Here is a 20,838-nt window from a genome sequence, read left to right as displayed (position 1 = left end):
CGCAGAATGAAGTTCAGTTTTATAGACAACAGCAAGCCGAGCCGCCGGCGCGTGCTACGCGATACCTTCGTCCTGGCTTTTGCGGCTTCTCCGTTGGCAAGTCTTGCCAAGGCTGCCGAGCAAACCGGGCCAGCTGACGAAGCCGCCGAAGAAGTCACCTTCGCGGCTGGCCCACGGCCGCTGGTGCAATACCCGCAAAAGCGCCCGTTGACCCTGGTGACCACCCGCCCGCCGCACCTTGAGACGCCATTCCCGGTTTTCAATGAAGGGCCTCTCACCCCCAATGACGCCTTTTTCGTGCGTTATCACTTGGCCAATTTTCCTACCAGCATTGATCCGGATACGTACCGTCTGACGATCAAGGGCTCGGTCAACACGGTGCTTTCACTGTCCCTGGCGGAGCTGAAAGCCCTCGCCGATCCGGTAGAAGTGGTGGCCGTCAATCAGTGTTCGGGTAACAGCCGTGGCTTCTCGATGCCGCGCGTGTTCGGCGCTCAATTGGGCAACGGCTCTATGGGCAATGCCCGCTGGGTGGGCGTCCCGCTCAGGGCGGTTCTGGAAAAGGCCGGTGTGAAAGACGACGCCAGACAAGTGACCTTCCGTGGGCTCGATAAGCCCGTGCTGCCGAGTACGCCGGAATTCATCAAGGCGCTGGAAATCAGTCATGCCATGGACGGCGAGCCGATGATCGCCTGGTCGATGAATGGCACGGATCTGCCATTCCTCAACGGTTACCCGATACGTCTGGTGGTGCCGGGATATTTCGGCACGTACTGGGTCAAGCACCTGAGCGAGATCGAAGTCGTCGACCATACCTACGACGGTTTTTTCATGGCCAAAGGTTACCGCGTACCCGACAACGATTGCTTCTGCATCGCCCCCGGCACCACGGCGGCGCAAACCAAGCCGATTTCCAAACTGCCGGTGCGCAGCTTCATCACCAGCGTCAAACATGGCGATGTGTTGCCGCTGAAAAAAAGCGTGGTGCTCAAGGGCATCGCGTTCGACGGCGGTGCAGGCGTCAACAAGGTGGAAATTTCCATCGACGGCGGGAAAAACTGGCGCGAAGCCGACCTGGGTCAGGACCTTGGCCGTTTCTCCTTCCGGGAGTGGACGCTGCCGATTACCTTTACCAGCAAGGGCGCCACGCAGTTGATGGTCCGAGCCAGTAACAGTGCGGGCGAGACGCAGCCGCTGCAAGCCGACTGGAACCCGGGGGGCTACCGCCGCCACGTCGTAGAAACCAGCCACGTGACTGTCGCCTGAGGGGCCTGCATGAAACTCATGAAACGCATGACCACTTTGCTGTGCGCGGCTCAGGTTGGCTGGATTGGCCTGGCTGGCGCCGCGCCGCTCTCGATCACCTTGCCGCCCGAAACGGCAGTGCTCAAACCCAATGCGCTGCCAGGTTATCAACTGGCCCAACAGAAATGCTCCACCTGCCATTCCGCTGATTACATCAACTTCCAGCCTCCCGGCATGACCCTGGCGCAGTGGACTGGAGAGGCGAGCAAGATGCAGCACGTGTACGGGGCGCCGATCAGCGATCAGGATGTGAGCATTATCGGCGCTTACCTGGCGGTCACTTACGGCAGTGCACATGCGAACGATGCCGAGGTGCAGGCAGCTTCGAACCCGACGGTGGGTCAATCTCCGGTGGCGCCCGTGGCCAAAGTCGATGCCATGGCATTGCTCCAGGGCAACGCCTGTTTGTCCTGCCACGCCATCGATCACAAGATTGTAGGCCCGGCCTATCACGAGGTGGCAGCCAAATACGCCAACGATCCGCAGGCGCTGGCCAAGGTCACGTCGAGCATTCAGCACGGCGGTACCGGCAAATGGGGGGACATTCCGATGCCGCCTTTCGCGCAGCTAAGCCCGGACGATCTGCACACCCTGAGCACGTTCATCTTGCAGCAGTAAATGCTCTGTCAACAATGCGCGTTACCTGCCATTGGTGATCGCTCTGGGAATGTCGTCCAGGGCGATCACCCGGTCCACTCCACCCAGTTTGATCGCCTCTTTGGGCATGCCAAACACCACGCAGCTGGCTTCATCCTGAGCGTAGGTGCGTGCACCGGTCTCATGTAATTCCTTCAAGCCACGGGCACCGTCATCACCCATGCCGGTCATGATGATGCCGGTGGCATTTTTTCCGGCGAACTTGGCCACCGACCGAAACAGCACGTCCACGGACGGGCGATGACGGTTGACGAGTGGGCCATCGACGACCTCGACGTGATAGTAGGCGCCGCTGCGCTTGACCAGCATGTGCTTGCCGCCGGGGGCAATGAGGGCCAGGCCGGGAATCACCCGGTCGTTGTTCTTCGCTTCGCGTACTTCTATCTGCGACAGCGTGTTCAAGCGCGCAGCAAACGAGGCGGTAAATTTTTCCGGCATGTGCTGCACGATGACGATGCCCGGGGAAACCCGTGGCAGCGCGGTCAGTACCAGCTCCAGTGCCTGGGTGCCTCCGGTGGAGGTGCCGATGGCGACAATCCGCTCCGTGGTCTGCGCCATGGCCTGGCCGCTGGAGGGCGGCAGAATGGCATCGGCATTCAATTTGGCGCCCACTGGCGTATGCGCTGCCGCGTTCCTGACCAGTTGTTTGACGTTGGCCTGCGCGGCGGCCCTGACCGCCGCCACCAGCTCGGCGGAGGATTGTTCGAGGAAACCTTTCAGTCCGACCTTGGGCTTGGTGATGATTTCTACCGCGCCGGCGGCAAGGGCCTGGAGCGTGGTTTCCGCGCCTCGTTCCGTGAGCGTTGAGCAGATCACCACCGGAGTGGGGCGCTCGGCCATGATTTTTTTCAGGAAGGTGATGCCGTCCATGCGCGGCATTTCCACGTCCAGCACAATCACGTCGGGCCATTCTTTGGCCATTTTGTCCATGGCGAAGAGGGGGTCGGAGGCGGCGCCAATCACCTGGATATCCGGCTCGCGCTCCAGCAACGCGAGCACCACCTGGCGTACCACGGCAGAGTCGTCGACCAGCAGAACCTTGATTTTTTTCATAAGCGCTTTGAGCTCTCGTTCAAGTCTTGATGGCAGACCCAGACATGGCCGCTGCTGATATCAAAGATCACGTCGCGATGCCCGTTGCGCCCTAAATCCTCGGCGCTCAGACGCAAATGGTGGCGCGTGACCAATAGCCGGGCGGCGTTGATATTGTTGTGGGCGACGCTGTTTTCCTCGCTGTAGCCGGGAAACATGGTGCCGCCGCCGAACAGCTTGACCTGGTAATCCTCGGGCCGCGTGTGGTGGCGGGCCATCTCTAGCAGAAAAAGCGCCATGGCCTCGTCGGCATATTTGCCGTCGAGTGGCCCACCGGGCTTCTGCCGGTTCGGCAGCATGTAGTGACACATGCCACCGATCACGCGTGCCGGGTGCCACAGGGTAATGGCGACGCAGGAGCCCAGCAGGGTGCGGATACGTGTGCTCGTATCGCCGAAATAGAACTCGCCGGGCTGCAGGAAAATCTCGTTGCCGCCGAGGGGCCTGTTCATGGCTTGCGGTAAATCGAGGGTGAGATCAGCTTCAAGGCATCGGTGATGCCGTTCAGGCTTTCCGAATGGCTGACGATGAAATAGCCGCCGGGTTTGAGCCGTGGCAGCATGCGCGCGACCACCTTGCGCTTGGTTTCCTGATCGAAATAGATCATCACATTGCGCAGGAAAATCACCTCGAAGTCGCCGATATCCGGCAGTTTTTCGTTGAGGTTGATTGGCATGAAGTGCACCCGGCTGCGCAGGCTTCGCTCGATCAGGAACGTACCCTCCTGGCTACCGGTCCCTTTCAGGCAATGTTTGGTCAACAAGGGTTGTGCAATGTGGCTGGCGCGCTCGATCGGGTAGTGCCCCGTGCGGGCCTTGGCCAACACCTGGCTGCTGATGTCGGAACCGATGATTTCCCAAGGGGTACTGCCCAGGCCATCGGCCAGGGTCATGGCCAGGCTGTAGGGTTCCTCGCCGGAAGAGCTGGCGGCGCTCCACAGACGGAAGGTTTTGCCCGGAGCGGCCTTGGGTAAAACCTGCTGGCGCAAGAAGTCGAAATGCTTGGGTTCGCGGAAGAAATAGGTTTCGTTGGTGGTGAGCAAGTCCAGGGCTATCTGCAGTTCCGCAGTGGCCCCATGGCCCATGATCATCTGGAAATAGTCGCCGTAGCTGTTCAGTTGATGGTGCTTCAACCGTTTGGACAAGCGCCCGGCAACCAGTGCTTTTTTTGCGGGGCTGAGGCTGATGCCGGCGGCACGATACAGCCAGCTTTGGAACTGCTTGAACTCGCTATCCTTGAGCGCTTCTGCATTCACGATCAAACATCCTTGCCAGGTCCAGGAACGACGTTGCAATGCACAATCGATCAAGGCCGAGGCGCACCAGGCGCCTCGACCAGAATCGATGATCAGCGGGTGGCCGCTAGCCCGACGCGGCGTCCGCCAGTGCGCCGACCTCGGATAACCTCGCCATCTCGTCAACCGACAACACGCGGTCGGCATTGAGGACGATGACGAACTTGCCCGCTACCTTGGCCATGCCACTGATGAAGTCGGAACGTATCCGCGCACCGAAACTGGGTGCCGGTTCGATCTCGCCGGCGGGGATTTCCAGGACCGCCGAGACCGCATCCACCATCAGCCCCACATCCTGAGTGCCGGCGTCCGAGTCGGCCTCGATAATGACGATGCACGAACGCCGGGTAATATCGGATTTTTGCCGGCCGAACCGTGCCGACAAGTCCACCACCGGCACCACCGCGCCACGCAGGTTGATCACCCCACGGACGAAGGCGGGCATCATCGGCACGCTGGTGATGTTGCCGTACTCGAGGATCTCCTTGATCCCGAGAATGCCGATGGCAAACATCTCGCCGCCCAGGAGGAAGGTCAGGTACTGCGCTTCTTCCTGGTGAAGGGCCTCGGGTCGATTGGTAGTAATCAGAGTACCCATGATGACCTCCCGTTAAAACCGAGTGAATTCGGCTTCTGCGACGCTGCTGGTCGCGTAGTGAGTGGCCGCCCGGTGGGGCAGGTGCTTGGGAGGTTGTGGCGATTTTTTGCCCGGCGCCAGCGTCCTGTGCGCGACGGCCTTGTGCAGGTTCTCGCTGACATCGGACTCCCGGGCAAAGAAGCTCATCGCCTGTTGCAGTTGCTCGGCCTGGCTGCTCATCTCCTCGGCGGTGGCGGCCAGTTCCTCACTGCTGGAGGCATTCTGCTGGGTGATCTGGTTTAGCTGGTTCATGGCCGTGTTGATCTGCGCCACCCCGGAAGATTGTTCTTCCGACGCTGCGCTGATCTCCTGAACAAGGTCTGAGGTCTTGTTGATCGAGGGCAGCATTTCGTTGAGCAATTTGCCGGCCTTCTCGGCCATCTCCACGCTGCTGGAGGACAACTGGCCGATCTCCTGGGCCGCCACCTGACTGCGCTCGGCGAGCTTGCGCACCTCGGCGGCGACGACGGCAAAGCCCTTGCCATGCTCGCCCGCCCGCGCCGCCTCGATGGCGGCGTTGAGCGCCAACAGGTTGGTCTGGTAGGCAATGTCGTCGATGATGCCGATGCGCTGGGCGATCTGTTTCATCGCGGCGACCGTCTGTTGTACCGAATCGCCACCCTCGGTGGCTTCTTTGGAAGCCTTGCTGGCCATGCCGTCGGTGACCTTGGCGTTTTCGGTGTTCTGATTGATGCTCGCGCTCATCTGCTCGATCGACGCGCTGGTTTCCTCGACGCTGGCCGCTTGCTCACTGGTGGCCTGACTCATGGACTGGGCGGTGGCACTGACCTGTTCGGAGGCGGTGACCAACGCGTCCGCCGCGGCGCTGACATCCTCGATAATCGTGGTCAGCTTCTCCGCCGTGGAATTCGCATCGTCTTTGACCTGAGTGAAGATACCGGTCGATTCTCGGGTGATGCGCTGTCCGAGGTCGCCATTGGCAAGCCCGCTGAAGACACGACTGACATCCTCGATGACGTTCGAGAGGGCGTCACAGCTGGCATTCGCATCGTCTTTGACCTGGCCAAAGACACCCGAGTAGTCGCGGGTGATGCGTTGTCCCAGGTCGCCCTTCGACATGGCGCCAAACAGGCGTCCCACGTCAGCGAAAATAACCCCTGTGGTTTCCATCAGCGTGTTGACGCCTGCGCACAGCACCAGGATCGGGCCGCTCTTGCCTTCCAGGGGGATGCGTTGACTCAGATCGCCATCCTTCGCCGCCGAGGTCACGTGCTGGGCTTGCTCTACCGCTTGCACCAGCATGTTGTTGGCATTGACCTGCGCCGTCACGTCGGTGGCGTATTTAACGACTTTGAAGGGCTGGCCGTTCATGTCCATGATCGGGTTGTAGGAGGCTTGAATCCAGATTTCCTTGCCACCTTTGCCGATGCGCTTGTATTCGCCGGCATCGAATTCCCCGCGTCCGAGTTTGTCCCAGAACACGCGGTATTCCGGAGAGGCGCGGTAGACCGGGTCGGCAAACATGCTGTGATGTTGCCCCTTGATCTCGGCGAGGGTGTAGCCGAGCGTGTTCAGGAAGTTGTCGTTGGCGTGCAGAACTTTGCCGTCGAGCGAGAACTCGATCACTGCTTGTGCCTTGCTGATGGCGCTGAGCTGGCCGGCGAAATCGGCTGCCTGCAACTTGCTCTGGGTGATGTCAGTCGCATACTTGACGACTTTGAAGGGTTTGCCGTTCATGTCCATGATCGGGTTGTAAGAGGCTTGTATCCAGATTTCCCTGCCGCCCTTACCGATGCGTTTGTACTCACCGGCATCGAACTCACCGCGCCCGAGTTTTTCCCAGAACAGACGATATTCGGTAGAGGCGCGGTATTCGGGGTCGGCAAACATACTGTGATGTTGCCCCTTGATCTCGGCCAGGGTGTAGCCGACTGTGTTCAAGAAGTTGTCGTTGGCGTGCAAGATCCTGCCATCGAGTGAAAACTCAATGACGGCCTGTGCCTTATTGATAGCGTCGATTTGCCCTTTCAAATCCGATAACAGCGCTTGCTCTTTAAGGCGTTCTTCCTGGTTATAGCTGAATCGATTAATAAAACGGGTGACCATTGATTGATTAGCCTGATTCATGACAACTCCCAATGAAGTTCAGTTTTTTATTCGGTGGCCTGTTGCATCGCTTCAGATGTTATTGAGCAGGTCAGTCATGCGCGCCTTGTTCGACACGCGTCAGTTCCCCTTGAATCAGCGCTTTGCACGTTCATCAATTGTGTTTTTTACGTCGGTATTCAGGCTTCAGCCAACGCCGGTTGCAGGTTGTTGTGTGCCTGCTGTTGGGTGACCTGTTGCAGCAAGTTCGGTACATCGAGAATCAATGCCACCTCACCGCTGCCCAAAATGGTCGAGCCACCGATGCCGCGCAGGGCGCTGAACAGCTTGCCCAGCGGTTTGATCACGGTCTGGAATTCACCTTGCAGTTCGTCCACCACCAAACCGGCTTTCTGCTCGCCGCAACGCACCACCACCACGTTCTCGCGTCGGCCCGGGCTGCCTTCGGCATTGAACTGTTCACGCAGGTACACCAGCGGCAGCACTTCGCCACGCAAATTCAGGTAGCTGCGCTCGCGGGTGGCTTGGCGATCTTCTTCGGTCAACTCAAGGCACTCCTGCACCATGTCCAGAGGCACCACGTAAGTGGCCTGACCGACGCCCACCAAAAAGCCATCGATGATCGCCAGGGTCAGCGGCAGGCGGATGCGCACCCGGGTGCCCCGGCCCGCCTGGCTGTCGAGGTCGACGCTGCCGCGCAGGGCGGTGATGTTGCGCTTGACCACGTCCATGCCGACGCCTCGGCCGGAGAGGTTGGTGACGGTCGCCGCAGTAGAGAAACCCGGCTCGAAAATCAGGTTGTAGATGTCCTGGTCGGATGGTGTGGCGGTGGCGGAGAGCAAGCCGCGCTCGCGGGCCTTGTGCAGGATGCGTTCGCGGTCGAGTCCGGCGCCGTCATCGACGATCTCGATGACGATGCTGCCGGAGTCGTGGTAGGCGTTGAGGCTCAGAGTACCCGTTAGCGATTTACCTGCCGCCTGGCGAACCTCGGGCGATTCAATGCCGTGATCCATAGCGTTGCGCAGCAAGTGCATCAACGGATCGCCAATTTTTTCCACCACGGTCTTGTCCAGCTCGGTGTCGGCACCGCTGATCTGCAGATCGATGTCCTTGCCCAGTTCGAGGCTGACATCGCGCACCACGCGCTGAAAGCGGTTGAAGGTGTCGCCGATTGGCACCATGCGCAGGCGCAGGGCGCTGTCGCGGATTTCCTCGACCAGGCCTGAGACCCGGGAACTGGCTTCCTGCAGCGCGTCGTTGTGGCTGCGCTGAGCCAGCAAGTTGGCGCCGGCTCCTGCGATCACCAGTTCGCCGACCAGGTTGATCAACTCGTCCAGCTTGTCCGCATCCACGCGAACGTAGCGGTTCTCTTTGCTCTTGCTCTCCTGGATCTGGCTTTGCTTGTTCAGGGCGGCCTGCACCAGTGCGGGCGTCACCGAGCGCTGCTCGACGAGGATTTCGCCCAGAGGAGCGGTCGGGTGGCTTGATTCAACAGGGGCGCGTTGTTCGTGCAGGGCTTTTTCCAGTTCTGGCGGGGTCAGGGCGCCGCTGCTGACCAGCAGCTCTCCCAGACGGGCCGCATCTTCCGGCAGTCGATCAATGAGCTCGATGTATTCGGCGATCTTGCTGTGCGGCGGGAGGATGTGGATCAGGCAATCGTCTCGCACAAAGTCGAAGGCTTCGGCGATGGCCGCTTTGTCCGCCGTGGACTGGTAGTCAATCTCGAAGCCCAGGTAACAGGCTTCGGCATCCATGGCATCGGCCTGCGGCATGCCGTCGGCCAGGGTGGTGATGCGGACGATCTCGCCCTGACTGTTGAGATAGCGCAGGAACGACAGCGGATCCATGCCGTTGCGCAGCACGTCCAGGCCAAAGCGCAGGGAGATGTGCCAGAGGTCGGAGGCCACGCTGTCATCCGCGCACACCTCGGTCAGATAATCGGTATTGAACGACGTAACGGCGGTGGCGGCTGGCTCCAGCTCCAGCGCCAGTGAACGGCCCTGGTAGGTGTTCAGGCGTTGGCGCAGGCCGCTTTCCCGAGTCTGCGCCGGGGTATCCAACTGACCACCTTGGGCGGCAACCACGTTGACCAGTTCCAGCATATGGTCGCCGCATTCCAGCAGCAGGGCGACCAGTTCGCTGTTTATGCCAACTGCGCCGTCACGTACGCGATCAAGCACGTCTTCGACGATATGGGTGAAGCCAACGACCGGCTCCAGACCGAACAGCCCGGCCGAGCCCTTGATGGTGTGCGCGGCGCGGAAGATGGCGCCCAGGGTGTCGCTGTCGCCCGGTTCGCTCTCCAGTCGCAGCAACGACTCTTCCATATCCTGCAGCAGTTCGCGGGCTTCGGCGATGAAGGTCTGCAGGGCTTGATCGAGATTTATACTCACGCTGAATTCCTTTTACGCTGAGGTCAACTAGCGGCCGAGTTGGAAATAACCAGGGGATCGCCAAAGAACGCGGCGAGGTTGCACAGGTCGAAGACTTCCAACACAGCGCGGCTGTGCCCTGCGAGGCGCAAGGTCGTGCCGATGCGTGTGGCTTCGCGTTTGGCCAGTAACAATTGCTGCATGCCGGCGCCGTCCATTTCGCTGACCTGGGACAGGTCGATTTCCAGCTCACCGGGCTCGGCCAGGTGGGGCAAGAGCTGTGCCTTGAACTCGGCCGCGGTATAGATGTTCATCCCGCCTTCGATATGCAGCTGGCACAGGCCATTCAGTGTGGCTACGCGGATGTTCATGCTCGCCTCCGGATTCGGTCGATCAAGGCAGGATGAGTTTGGCGACGGCGGCCAGCATCTGCGCCGGCTGGAAAGGCTTGACCACCCAGGCCCTGGCCCCGGCAGCCTGGCCTTCCTGTTTCTTCGCTTCCTGGGATTCGGTGGTCAGCATGATGATCGGGGTGAATTTGTAATTGGCCAGCTTCTTCACCTCCTTGACCAGTGTGATGCCATCCATGTTGGGCATGTTCACATCGCTGATCATCAGGTGGATCTTCTGTCCGTTCAGCTTGGTCAGCGCATCCTTGCCATCGCTGGCCTCGATCACGTCGTAGCCGGCCCCCTTCAAGGCAATGCTGACCACCTGGCGTACGCTGCTGGAATCGTCGACGACCATTACGGTTTTAGCCATGCTGCTCTCCTGCTAGAAGAAAGTGATTTCCTGTTCCTTGGCGGCGCTGGAACTGTGTCCGTGATGGATTTGTCGCTGCTCATCGGTGGCATAGGTCAACTCCATGCTCGCCAACCAGGCTCGGGCATCGATCTGTTCCAACTGATCCGGATTGCGCTGGCCGTTCTGCAGGTGCTGGTGCAAGGCCTGCATGTTGTCGCGAACATGGGAGAGGATCTGGCTGACGCGATCCTGGAACTGCAGGCCGATCAGGACCTCGCTGATTTCGTCACGGATGCCGACGCTCTCTTGCTGGAGTAACTCGGTAGAACCCGACAGGCGCTGGGTAATGCTGTGAAAACGGTCCAGCACATGTTGAATGCTGGCTTCGGAGGCGGAGACCGAGTGCTGGTCATTCGCTGCAGTGTCGTCGGCGACTTCGACCAGGCGGGTGATGGCGCTGTTGATGATGCCGACGGTGGCCGACATCTTTTTCCCGGTGTCGCTGGAGAGGCTCGACAAACTGCGCACGGCATCGGCCACTACAGCGAAACCACGCCCGGCTTCACCTGCTCGTGCGGCTTCAATTGCGGCGTTCAGTGCCAGGAGGTTGGTTTGCGCAGCAATCGCCGCAACCTCTTTAGACATGCTGAGCAGTTCGCCGGTGTAATCGGTGAGGCTGCGGACTTGCTCCAGCATCTGGTCGCGACTCAGTTGCGTGGCCTTGAGGGAATTGACCACCTGCGTCAGTTCCGTTTCGCTCTGAGCGAGTACCACCACTGCGCCGCTCTGGGCATCGCCGGCCAGTCCATCCGCCGCTTGTTGCGAAGTCTGCACGGCTTCTTCCAGCTTGCTGTAGATGCCAGAGAAACGCTGGCTCAGCGTGACGATGGCCTGCTCGGTCTGGCTGCGGGAGTTCTCTATCTGCTGGGTCCAGATCGGCATGGCTTCCCGGCATACGGCTTCCAGACCGTTGGCTGCGGACGCGGCACTGGCGGCCTGGTGTTGGCTCAGGCTGTTGGCATGGGCGTGGCTCAGTGCTTGGTCAAACAGCTTGCGCTGGCTGCGGACAATCCAGGCGCCGGCAGCGCCGCCACTGGCGAGCAGGATCAGTGCGGCCGTCATCGGCAGTGCCGTCAAACCGGCCAAAACCAGAAGCGAAACAGCCCCGCCAGAGGCAATGGCCAGGACGGGCCAAATCAATGAAGTGAAATCAGGTCGAACGGAGGAATAACTGCGGTCAAAGTCATATGAAGACAAGGGCTGGTCCTTATTCAAATCGCTCCATTCGAGCGGCTAAATGTGTCACCGATAGCGAAGTGTCTGTCCCTGTGCTTGCAGTTGAATCGTTTCAAATTCAAAGCCTTGGCCAGCGCTGGCACAGGTCATATTGCTTTGGAACTAATACAAAATATTGCTGTTTTTGACGATAGCAGTAGGCCATCTTTTTGCAAGGCAGCAGCCGCATCAGCCACTGTTTTATTTGGTGTTGGTTGCTTATTTTCAGAGTGACTGCGAGGGGTTATTAATCGCGTTGCGGGGAAGGGCGGAGCGGAGGGGCGAGTTGGATAATCCAATAAACAGGCACAAAAAAAGGCCAGCTAAACGCTGACCTTTTTTGTGTATCCAGATGGCTCCACGACCTGGACTCGAACCAGGGACCCAGTGATTAACAGTCACTTGCTCTACCAACTGAGCTATCGCGGAATGGCGCCTATGTTACTGATTCAAAAAGAGAAGTCAAGCATCTGATAGCAACTTGAGCGATTCGTCGGGACAGCCGGTGGTTTATCGACCATGAGCGGTTACCAGAATCGTTCCAGAGGTCTACCATGGCAGCCCCGGAAGTGGTCACACGCGCTGCCGGCCATTCGCCGAAACAGGTACGCGCCATGAATCATTCAATCCTTGCACCTCACACCAACGGGGTGTTCGCATGAGCATCGCTCAGATCAGCTTGCCCAAAGGTGTCGGCCCTCACGCCGAAAAACTGCTCGACGCAATCACGCAGGCCGGCACGGCCGAGGATTTGAACCGTGCCGGTGGCAAGGCCGAGGGTTTTGTTTTGGGCCTGGAAAGTGCCAAGGCGATCAAGAGTCAGATTGCCGAGTCGCTTTATGTCGCCTATGACGACGCCGCCAGCCAGCGTGCCACCGAACTGGCTTAACCGCCGAATGTGAAGGTGCCGAGCATCATTTTGGCGTAGAGCGTCGCGGCGGCCAGTTGCACCAGCCACAAGGCCAGGCCGCCGAGAAATACGCCCGCAGCGACTTGCAATACCAGGTTATTCCCGCGTTTGGCCGGGGTGCGCGGGACGAAGTCGTCCAGCTCATCGCGGTCTGCGCGTAGGTCATCGTTTTTCATGTGGGTTCTCGTAAAATTCCTGGGTGTACACAAAACCTGTAGGAGTGAGCCTGCTCGCGATGAGGCCTTCACATTCAACATCTATTGTCGCCTGACAGTCCGCTATCGCGAGCAGGCTCACTCCCACAGTTTCAATGGTGGGGAGTCTAGAGGGCTCGCTCCCGTTAACGGGAATTATCTGCGACAAATAAAAAACGGGAAGCCCATCGGCTTCCCGTTTTTCATATCACCGAACGACTCAGATCACCGCAACGATGGCCTTGGTCACCACGTCGATATTGCTCTGGTTCAACGCCGCCACGCAGATGCGGCCGGTGTCCAGGGCGTAGATGCCGAACTCGGTGCGCAGGCGGGTGACTTGCTCAACCGTCAGGCCGGAGTAAGAGAACATGCCACGCTGACGGCCGACGAAGCTGAAATCGCGCTGCGGGGCGTTTTTAGCCAGGGTGTCGACCATCTGAATGCGCATGCCGCGAATCCGCAGGCGCATTTCAGCCAGTTCTTCTTCCCACTGGGCGCGCAGGACCGGGCTGTTCAATACCGCGGCGACGATGCTTGCACCGTGGGTTGGCGGGTTGGAGTAGTTGGTGCGGATCACGCGTTTGACTTGCGACAGCACGCGCGCGCTTTCTTCTTTCGATTCGCTGACGATCGACAGGGCGCCAACGCGCTCGCCGTACAGCGAAAACGATTTGGAGAACGAGCTGGACACAAAGAAGGTCAGGCCCGATTCAGCGAACAGGCGCACAGCGGCGGCGTCTTCGTCGATGCCGTCGCCAAAGCCCTGGTAAGCCATGTCTAGGAACGGTACGTGGCCTTTGGCTTTAACCACTTCCAGCACGTTGTTCCAGTCCGCCGGGCTCAGGTCCACGCCGGTCGGGTTGTGGCAGCAGGCGTGCAGCACAACGATCGAGCCGGAGGGCAGGGCGTTCAAGTCTTCCAACAGGCCGACGCGGTTTACGTCGTGGGTCGCGGCGTCGTAATAGCGGTAGTTCTGCACCGGGAAACCAGCGGTTTCGAACAGGGCGCGGTGGTTTTCCCAGCTCGGGTCGCTGATCGCCACGACAGCGTTCGGCAGCAGTTGCTTGAGGAAGTCGGCGCCGATTTTCAGTGCACCGGTACCGCCCACAGCCTGGGTGGTGATGACGCGGCCAGCGGCGATCAGTGGCGAGTCATTGCCGAACAGCAGTTTCTGCACGGCCTGGTCGTAGGCGGCGATACCGTCGATTGGCAAGTAGCCACGGGAAGCGTGTTGAGCGACGCGAATCGTCTCGGCTTCGACAACGGCGCGCAGGAGTGGAATTTTCCCCTCCTCGTTGCAGTAAACACCGACTCCCAGGTTGACCTTGTTGGTACGGGTATCGGCGTTGAATGCTTCGTTGAGGCCCAGGATTGGATCGCGTGGTGCCATTTCGACAGCGGAGAACAGGCTCATTTTTGCGGCGGCTCTGAATGGAGTGTGGAGGGACGTGTGGCGCTCCAGCCGAATGCACTAGAGCGGTGCACAAACGGGGAGCTAGTATAGAGGCCATCAGCGACCGATGGCGACAGACGTTTCGGCTTTTCCGCTAAGTTTTTCCGATTATTTTTCGACCGTTAGTCGATTGCCGTCGTCAAAGGATTCACGGGATGTAGGACGTTTGCCTTGAAAGAGCAGGCAATCGACTCCACATTGAGCACAATCCAGTTTTTTCCTCGGGCGACGTCGGTCGTTTGCGGTCTTTCTCGTTGCTGTCCGGTTTGACCGGTCAGGCGCGACCCCAGGGGTATTGAATGTCTGAATTCCAGCTAGTCACCCGCTTCGAGCCCGCCGGCGATCAGCCGGAAGCCATCCGCCTGATGGTCGAGGGTATCGAAGCCGGGCTGGCGCACCAGACGTTGCTCGGTGTGACCGGTTCCGGCAAGACCTTCAGCATCGCCAACGTGATCGCGCAAGTGCAGCGTCCGACCCTGGTGCTGGCGCCGAACAAGACCCTGGCCGCGCAGCTGTACGGCGAGTTCAAGGCGTTCTTCCCGAACAACGCCGTCGAATACTTCGTTTCCTACTACGACTACTACCAGCCCGAAGCCTACGTACCGTCGTCCGACACCTTCATCGAGAAGGATGCCTCGATCAACGACCACATCGAGCAGATGCGCCTGTCCGCGACCAAGGCGTTGCTGGAGCGCAAAGACGCGATCATCGTCACCACCGTGTCGTGCATCTACGGTCTGGGCAGCCCGGAAACCTATTTGAAGATGGTGTTGCACGTGGATCGCGGCGACAAACTCGATCAGCGTGCCTTGCTGCGTCGCCTGGCGGACCTGCAATACACCCGCAATGACATGGACTTCGCCCGTGCGACCTTTCGGGTGCGTGGCGATGTGATCGATATTCATCCGGCGGAATCCGATTTTGAAGCGATCCGCATCGAACTGTTCGATGACGAGGTCGAGAGCCTGTCCGCCTTCGATCCACTGACCGGCGAAGTGATCCGCAAGCTGCCACGTTTCACGTTCTATCCGAAAAGCCACTACGTGACGCCACGAGAAACCCTGCTCGGTGCCGTCGAAGGGATCAAGGTCGAGTTGCAGGAGCGTCTGGATTACCTGCGCACCAACAACAAGCTTGTTGAGGCCCAGCGTCTGGAGCAGCGCACGCGCTTCGACCTGGAGATGATCCTAGAGCTGGGTTATTGCAACGGTATCGAAAACTACTCGCGCTACCTGTCCGGCCGTGAATCGGGCCAGGCGCCACCCACGTTGTTCGACTACTTGCCAGCCGACGCCTTGCTGGTGATCGACGAATCCCACGTCAGCGTGCCCCAGGTCGGCGCCATGTATAAGGGCGACCGTTCACGTAAAGAGACGCTGGTGGAATACGGTTTCCGTCTGCCGTCGGCGCTGGATAACCGGCCGATGCGTTTCGACGAGTTCGAAAGCATCAGCCCGCAGACGATTTTTGTCTCGGCGACGCCCGGCAATTACGAGGCGGAACATGCGGGGCGTGTCGTTGAGCAACTGGTGCGTCCGACGGGGCTGGTCGATCCTCAGATCGAAATCCGCCCGGCGCTGACCCAAGTTGATGACTTACTCTCGGAAATCGGCAAACGCGTTGCGCTCGAAGAGCGGGTGCTGGTCACGACCCTGACCAAGCGCATGTCCGAAGACTTGACTGATTACCTGGCCGATCACGGCGTTCGCGTGCGTTACCTGCACTCGGACATCGACACCGTGGAGCGGGTCGAAATCATTCGGGATTTGCGCCTCGGTACGTTCGATGTGCTGGTGGGGATCAACCTGCTGCGTGAAGGCCTGGACATGCCGGAAGTGTCGCTGGTGGCGATTCTCGATGCGGACAAGGAAGGCTTCCTGCGTTCCGAGCGCTCGTTGATCCAGACCATCGGCCGGGCGGCGCGTAACCTCAACGGTCGGGCGATTCTCTACGCCGACCGCATTACCGGCTCCATGGAGCGGGCGATCGGCGAAACCGAGCGTCGTCGCGACAAGCAGATCGCCTTCAATCTGGCCAACGGCATCACGCCCAAGGGTGTGTTCAAGGACGTCGCCGATATCATGGAAGGCGCTACCGTGCCGGGCTCGCGCAGCAAGAAGCGCAAAGGCATGGCCAAGGCTGCCGAAGAGAGCGCCAAGTACGAAGCGCAATTGCGCTCGCCGGGTGAAATCGCCAAGCGGATTAAAGCCCTGGAAGAGAAGATGTACGCGTTGGCGCGTGATCTGGAGTTTGAAGCGGCGGCGCAGATGCGCGATGAGATTGGCAAGTTGCGGGAGCGGTTGATCACTGTCTGATATTTGCAGCGCCTGTCATGCCGCCATCGCGATCAAGCTCGGTTCCTGCGGTAGGAGCCGAGCTTGCTCGCGATGCTTGCGCCTCGGTCTCAGTGTGCTTCCCCAGCCTTAATCCCCTCCGGCAATTTCTTGGTCAACAAGATCGCCAGCATGCTCACCCCCAACGCAATCCCGACAAAGTGAAACGCATCGTTGTAGGCCATGATTGACGCCTGCTGATGCGCAATCTCACTGATTTTCCCCAGCGCCGCCGTCTCATTGCCCAGTCGGTCAGCCATCGACGCCAGTCGCTCGGCCACCTGCGGATTGCTCGGCACGATGGCTTCACGCAAATAATCAAAGTAGGTCTTGGTTCGCGCATCCAGCAGGGTGGCGAGGAGGGCGATGCCAATCGCGCCGCCGAGGTTGCGCAGGATGTTGAACAGGCTCGACGCCGAACCCGCGTCCTGCGGCAGAATGTATGCGGTGGCGATCAGCGAAATGGTGACCATGATCAATGGCTGACCGAGCGCGCGGATGATCTGGATCTGATTGAACTGCGGTCCGGCGAAGTCCGGGTTCAGCACCCCCGATGAAAAACTCGCCAGCCCGAACAGTCCAAATCCCAGCGTGCACAGCCATTTCGGCGAAATGTACTTCATCAATTTTGGCACCAGCGGAATCAGAAACAGCTGCGGCACGCCCATCCACATGATCACTTCGCCGATCTGCAGGGCGTTGTAGTTCTGAATCTGCGCCAGGTACAGCGGCAACAGGTAAATCGAGCCATACAACCCGACCCCCATCCCCAGGCTGGAAATACTCGACAGGCCAAAGTTGCGGTTGCCCAGGATGCCGAGGTTGATCAGCGGGTTGGGTTTGGAAAACTGCACGATCACAAAGGTGATCAGGCTGATCAGCGCAATGCTGCCCAGGGTCACGATCAGGTTCGACTCCAGCCAGTCCTTGCGATGGCCTTCCTCCAGAAATACCTGCAAACAACCGAGCCCGACGCCGAGGGTGAGAATGCCCATGTAATCGGTGCTTTTCAGTAATTCCCAGTGCGCTTCCTTCTTCTCCAGGCCGTACATCAGGCCCGCAATCATGATCAGGCCTGGTGGCACGTTGATGTAGAAGATGTATTCCCAACCCCAATTCTCGGTCAGCCAGCCGCCCAGCGTCGGGCCGATCGAGGGCGCGAAGGTGGCAGTCATGGCGAACATGGCCATGCCTTTGGCGCGGTGATGTTCCGGGAGTTTGATCAGCGTCAGGGTGAATGCCAGCGGGATCAGCGCGCCGCCGGTGAAGCCCTGCAGGGCGCGAAAGACGATCATGCTTTCCAGGCTCCACGCCATGGAGCACAGCAGCGAGGAGGCGAGGAAACCCAATGACACCCACACCGCCAGTCGCCGCGCCGACAGCAACTGCACCAGCCAGGCGGTCAGCGGAATCATGATGATTTCCGCTACCAGGTACGAGGTGGAAATCCACGAGCCTTCTTCCAGGGTGGCCGACAGGGCGCCCTGAATATCCTTGAGCGACGAGTTGGTGATCTGGATATCAAGCACGGCCATGAAGGCGCCGAGCATCACGCTCATGACCGCGATCCAGTCCCGTCGGGTCGGTTCGCCGGCCGGGCGAATCAGTTGATCACCGGCCATCGTCAGGGGCGTCTTTGATGTTCACTTTGGCGGTGACTGACATGCCCGGGCGGATCTTGCCGCGCAGCGGATTGTCCGCGTCGAACGTCAGTTTTACCGGAATCCGTTGTACGACTTTGGTGAAGTTGCCCGTGGCATTGTCCGGTGGCAACAGGCTGAACTGCGCGCCCGACGCGGCGAACAGGCTGTCGACGCGGGCCTTGATCGGCGTGTCGCTGTAGGCGTCGAAGGTCAGCTCGGCACTTTGGCCTGGCTGCATGTGGCCAATCTGGGTTTCCTTGAAGTTGGCCTGAATCCAGATGTCCTGGTCCGGGACGATCGACAGCAAATACGCGCCGGCCTGCACCACTTGGCCCTCGCGGGCGGCGCGCTGACCAATCAGGCCGCTGATCGGTGCGTGGATTTCGCTGCGGGTCAGGTTCAGTTCGGCTTGCGCCAGGTCGGCCTTGGCGTTGGCGATCTGCGCGTCGAGGCGCTTGATTTCGGCATTCAAGGCGTTGACCTGCTGGCGTTGGCCCTGAGCGTCGGCCTGGGCCTTGGCCACTTGCGAGCGGGCGATGTGGTTGTCGGCGGACAGGGTGGTCACCCGTTCTTCCGAGATGAAGCCGGGTTTGCGCAAGGTCTGGGCGCGGGTCAAATCGATGAGCGAGCGGCCGAGGCTGGCCTGGCTGGATGCCACTTGCGCTTCGCTGGCAGCGATCAGGCTGGATTGCTGGGTCAGTTTGCTTTGCGCTTGCAGGCGTTCGGCCTGGCGGGTGGCGAGGGTCGCGTTGGCGCGGTCGACGGCGAGGTCGAAATCGGCACCTTCGAGCTTGATCAGCAACTGGCCTTTCTCGACGTGCTCGTTGTCGTGCACCAGCACTTGATCGATGCGTGCGCCCAACTGGCTCGAGACACGGGTGATCTCGCCCTGGACATAGGCGTTGTCGGTGCTTTCATAAAACCGTCCCTTGAAGAACCACTGGGCAAAGAAGCCCCCGGCAATCAGCAGGACAATCAACAGGAAAATAAACAGGCGACGCTTGAGTTGGGCAGGCATGGGGCAGACTGTAGTCGAGAAATTGTAAGGAAAGTTATCAGCTGGTGAATCTGTCATACAGCCGACAAGCGGTAAATGCCATCGGCTTATATTCGGCCATTCGCCAGGGCATACGCGCGTTGTAGGCGCAAAGTTGGCTTAAATGCCCTGCTCACTGGAGCCGGGCGGGTATCGCCTGTTACCATTCGCCCTTTGTTTTATCTTCATTTCGAGACTTGCCATGACCACCGTCCGCACGCGCATCGCGCCATCGCCTACCGGGGACCCCCACGTAGGTACCGCTTACATCGCTTTGTTCAACTACTGCTTTGCCAAGCAGCATGGCGGTGAGTTCATCCTGCGGATCGAAGACACCGACCAATTGCGTTCGACCCGCGAGTCCGAACAGCAGATTTTCGACGCCCTGCGCTGGTTGGGTATCGACTGGAGCGAAGGCCCGGACGTCGGTGGCCCGCACGGTCCATACCGGCAGAGCGAGCGCGGCGATATCTACCAGAAGTATTGCCAGCAACTGGTTGAAATGGGTCATGCCTTCCCCTGCTTCTGCACCGCCGAAGAACTGGACCAGATGCGCGCCGAGCAAATGGCTCGCGGCGAAACCCCGCGTTATGACGGTCGTGCGCTGTTGCTGTCCAAGGAAGAAGTCGCGCGCCGCCTGGCCGCTGGCGAACCTCACGTGATTCGCATGAAAGTGCCGAGCGAAGGCGTGTGCGTGGTGCCGGACATGCTGCGTGGCGACGTCGAGATCCCGTGGGATCGCATGGACATGCAGGTGCTGATGAAGACCGACGGCTTGCCGACGTACTTCCTGGCCAACGTGGTCGACGACCACCTGATGGGGATCACCCACGTCCTGCGCGGCGAAGAGTGGCTGCCGTCGGCGCCGAAACTGATCCTGCTTTACGAGTACTTCGGCTGGGAACAGCCGGAACTGTGCTACATGCCGCTGTTGCGTAACCCGGACAAGAGCAAGCTGTCCAAGCGCAAGAACCCGACTTCGGTGACGTTCTACGAGCGCATGGGCTTCATGCCGGAAGCGATGCTCAACTACCTGGGGCGCATGGGCTGGTCGATGCCGGACGAGCGCGAGAAGTTTTCGTTGCAGGAAATGGTCGACAACTTCGACCTGAGCCGTGTGTCGCTGGGCGGGCCGATTTTCGACATCGAGAAGCTGTCGTGGCTTAACGGCCAGTGGCTGCGTGACCTGCCGGTGGAAGAGTTCGCTTCGCGCCTGCAGACCTGGGCGCTGAACCCTGAATACATGATGAAGATCGCGCCGCACGTACAAGGTCGCGTTGAAACCTTCAGCCAGGTCGCACCGCTGGCCGGGTTCTTCTTTGCCGGTGGTGTGAATCCGGATGCCAAATTGTTCGAATCCAAAAAGCTCTCGGGCGATCAGGTTCGGCAGTTGATGCAGTTGATCCTGTGGAAACTGGAAAGCCTGCGTCAGTGGGAAAAGGACAGCATCACCGCGACGATTCAGGCGGTGGTTGAATCGCTGGAGCTGAAGCTGCGTGACGCCATGCCGTTGATGTTTGCTGCGATCACGGGGCAGGCGAGCTCGGTGTCGGTGCTGGATGCGATGGAAATCCTTGGTCCGGACCTGACTCGTTTCCGTCTGCGCCAGGCGATTGACCTGCTGGGCGGCGTGTCGAAGAAAGAAAACAAGGAATGGGAAAAACTCTTGGGCAACATCGCCTGAGGACGTTTGACCCTGCGGCAACCGCCGGAGGCTTCGATCATTTGATCGCAATCTTCGGCGCTCCCCCCGATTTTCCGGGGGGAGGGCGGTAAGTGATTGTTATGTCGGCAAAAAAGTTTGAAATATTTTAAAAATAAGT

General features: G+C 59.6%; 16 protein-coding genes, 1 tRNA gene and 3 pseudogenes. 5 read left to right on the top strand and 15 right to left on the bottom strand.

Annotation, left to right across the window (positions count from 1 at the left end; translation table 11 throughout):
- Nucleotides 1–6 precede the first annotated feature (6 nt).
- On the top strand, nucleotides 7–1,266 hold the full coding sequence (locus J2X66_RS02170; RefSeq protein WP_310260274.1) for a molybdopterin-dependent oxidoreductase: 1,260 nt from the start codon (nucleotides 7–9) through the stop codon (nucleotides 1,264–1,266).
- 9 nt (nucleotides 1,267–1,275) lie between these two features.
- Nucleotides 1,276–1,923, top strand: a complete 648-nt coding sequence (locus J2X66_RS02165) for a c-type cytochrome (RefSeq protein WP_310260271.1) — start codon at nucleotides 1,276–1,278, stop codon at nucleotides 1,921–1,923.
- A gap of 21 nt (nucleotides 1,924–1,944) precedes the next feature.
- Here the strand turns inward: J2X66_RS02165 and J2X66_RS02160 are convergent, their stop codons facing one another.
- The 11 genes and pseudogenes from J2X66_RS02160 to J2X66_RS02110 all read right to left on the bottom strand — a co-directional run bounded on the left by J2X66_RS02160 (nucleotide 1,945) and on the right by J2X66_RS02110 (nucleotide 11,872).
- The gene (locus tag J2X66_RS02160) at nucleotides 1,945–3,015 is read right to left on the bottom strand and encodes a chemotaxis response regulator protein-glutamate methylesterase (RefSeq protein WP_310260267.1); all 1,071 of its coding nucleotides are present in this window, start codon (nucleotides 3,013–3,015) and stop codon (nucleotides 1,945–1,947) included.
- Nucleotides 2,987–3,506: pseudogene (locus J2X66_RS02155) on the bottom strand (chemotaxis protein CheD); the annotation flags it as partial. The pseudogene J2X66_RS02155 and the gene J2X66_RS02160, both read right to left, overlap by 29 nt.
- Nucleotides 3,503–4,309 (bottom strand): CheR family methyltransferase, encoded by an 807-nt coding sequence (locus J2X66_RS02150; protein ID WP_405046759.1) that lies wholly within the window; start codon nucleotides 4,307–4,309, stop codon nucleotides 3,503–3,505. The pseudogene J2X66_RS02155 and the gene J2X66_RS02150, both read right to left, overlap by 4 nt.
- A 106-nt stretch (nucleotides 4,310–4,415) precedes the next feature.
- Complete coding sequence (locus tag J2X66_RS02145; RefSeq protein ID WP_310260264.1) at nucleotides 4,416–4,946, bottom strand: chemotaxis protein CheW; 531 nt, start codon at nucleotides 4,944–4,946, stop codon at nucleotides 4,416–4,418.
- A 12-nt stretch (nucleotides 4,947–4,958) separates the two neighbouring features.
- A pseudogene (locus J2X66_RS02140) lies at nucleotides 4,959–5,819 on the bottom strand (methyl-accepting chemotaxis protein); the annotation flags it as partial.
- A 435-nt stretch (nucleotides 5,820–6,254) separates the two neighbouring features.
- Nucleotides 6,255–7,052: pseudogene (locus J2X66_RS02135) on the bottom strand (PAS domain-containing protein); the annotation flags it as partial.
- 179 nt (nucleotides 7,053–7,231) lie between these two features.
- Nucleotides 7,232–9,445, bottom strand: a complete 2,214-nt coding sequence (locus J2X66_RS02130; protein ID WP_310260261.1) for a chemotaxis protein CheA — start codon at nucleotides 9,443–9,445, stop codon at nucleotides 7,232–7,234.
- A 23-nt stretch (nucleotides 9,446–9,468) separates the two neighbouring features.
- Nucleotides 9,469–9,795, bottom strand: coding sequence for an STAS domain-containing protein (locus J2X66_RS02125; protein ID WP_310260258.1), 327 nt, complete (start codon nucleotides 9,793–9,795; stop codon nucleotides 9,469–9,471).
- Nucleotides 9,796–9,817: 22 nt separating this feature from the next.
- Nucleotides 9,818–10,186, bottom strand: coding sequence for a response regulator (locus J2X66_RS02120; protein WP_027921610.1), 369 nt, complete (start codon nucleotides 10,184–10,186; stop codon nucleotides 9,818–9,820).
- A gap of 12 nt (nucleotides 10,187–10,198) precedes the next feature.
- Nucleotides 10,199–10,864, bottom strand: a complete 666-nt coding sequence (locus J2X66_RS30165) for a methyl-accepting chemotaxis protein (RefSeq protein ID WP_371258929.1) — start codon at nucleotides 10,862–10,864, stop codon at nucleotides 10,199–10,201.
- A gap of 932 nt (nucleotides 10,865–11,796) precedes the next feature.
- Nucleotides 11,797–11,872, bottom strand: a tRNA-Asn gene (locus tag J2X66_RS02110).
- 229 nt (nucleotides 11,873–12,101) lie between these two features.
- On the opposite strand from J2X66_RS02110, the gene J2X66_RS02105 reads away from it, so the two are divergent.
- The gene (locus J2X66_RS02105; RefSeq protein ID WP_310260255.1) at nucleotides 12,102–12,332 is read left to right on the top strand and encodes a hypothetical protein; all 231 of its coding nucleotides are present in this window, start codon (nucleotides 12,102–12,104) and stop codon (nucleotides 12,330–12,332) included.
- Here J2X66_RS02105 and J2X66_RS02100 read toward each other — a convergent pair.
- Both J2X66_RS02100 and J2X66_RS02095 read right to left on the bottom strand, forming a co-directional pair.
- Nucleotides 12,329–12,529 carry a hypothetical protein gene (locus J2X66_RS02100; RefSeq protein WP_027921604.1) on the bottom strand — a complete coding sequence of 67 codons (201 nt, stop codon included), beginning with the start codon at nucleotides 12,527–12,529 and terminating at the stop codon, nucleotides 12,329–12,331. The genes J2X66_RS02105 and J2X66_RS02100 overlap by 4 nt on opposite strands.
- Nucleotides 12,530–12,767: 238 nt before the next feature.
- Nucleotides 12,768–13,964, bottom strand: a complete 1,197-nt coding sequence (locus J2X66_RS02095; RefSeq protein WP_310260249.1) for an amino acid aminotransferase — start codon at nucleotides 13,962–13,964, stop codon at nucleotides 12,768–12,770.
- A 338-nt stretch (nucleotides 13,965–14,302) separates the two neighbouring features.
- Here J2X66_RS02095 and uvrB point away from each other — a divergent pair, with 338 nt between their 5' ends.
- Nucleotides 14,303–16,318, top strand: coding sequence for an excinuclease ABC subunit UvrB (gene uvrB / locus J2X66_RS02090; RefSeq protein ID WP_027921602.1), 2,016 nt, complete (start codon nucleotides 14,303–14,305; stop codon nucleotides 16,316–16,318).
- Between the two features lie 89 nt (nucleotides 16,319–16,407).
- Here uvrB and J2X66_RS02085 read toward each other — a convergent pair whose 3' ends face one another.
- Nucleotides 16,408–17,958, bottom strand: coding sequence for an MDR family MFS transporter (locus tag J2X66_RS02085; protein ID WP_310260245.1), 1,551 nt, complete (start codon nucleotides 17,956–17,958; stop codon nucleotides 16,408–16,410).
- Nucleotides 17,948–18,997: an HlyD family secretion protein gene (locus tag J2X66_RS02080; protein WP_310260243.1), complete on the bottom strand. Its 1,050-nt coding sequence runs from the start codon at nucleotides 18,995–18,997 to the stop codon at nucleotides 17,948–17,950. The genes J2X66_RS02085 and J2X66_RS02080 overlap by 11 nt, the downstream gene beginning before the upstream one ends.
- 220 nt (nucleotides 18,998–19,217) lie before the next feature.
- Between J2X66_RS02080 and gltX the strand changes: the two genes are divergently transcribed.
- On the top strand, nucleotides 19,218–20,699 hold the full coding sequence (gene gltX, locus J2X66_RS02075; RefSeq protein WP_008037650.1) for a glutamate--tRNA ligase: 1,482 nt from the start codon (nucleotides 19,218–19,220) through the stop codon (nucleotides 20,697–20,699).
- Nucleotides 20,700–20,838 lie beyond the last annotated feature (139 nt).

It is taken from the genome of Pseudomonas sp. 3296 (genome assembly GCF_031456615.1).
Taxonomy (GTDB): domain Bacteria; phylum Pseudomonadota; class Gammaproteobacteria; order Pseudomonadales; family Pseudomonadaceae; genus Aquipseudomonas; species Aquipseudomonas mucoides.
The sequence above is the reverse complement of the archived record's forward strand: the minus strand, read 5'-3'. Positions and strand labels throughout refer to the sequence as shown.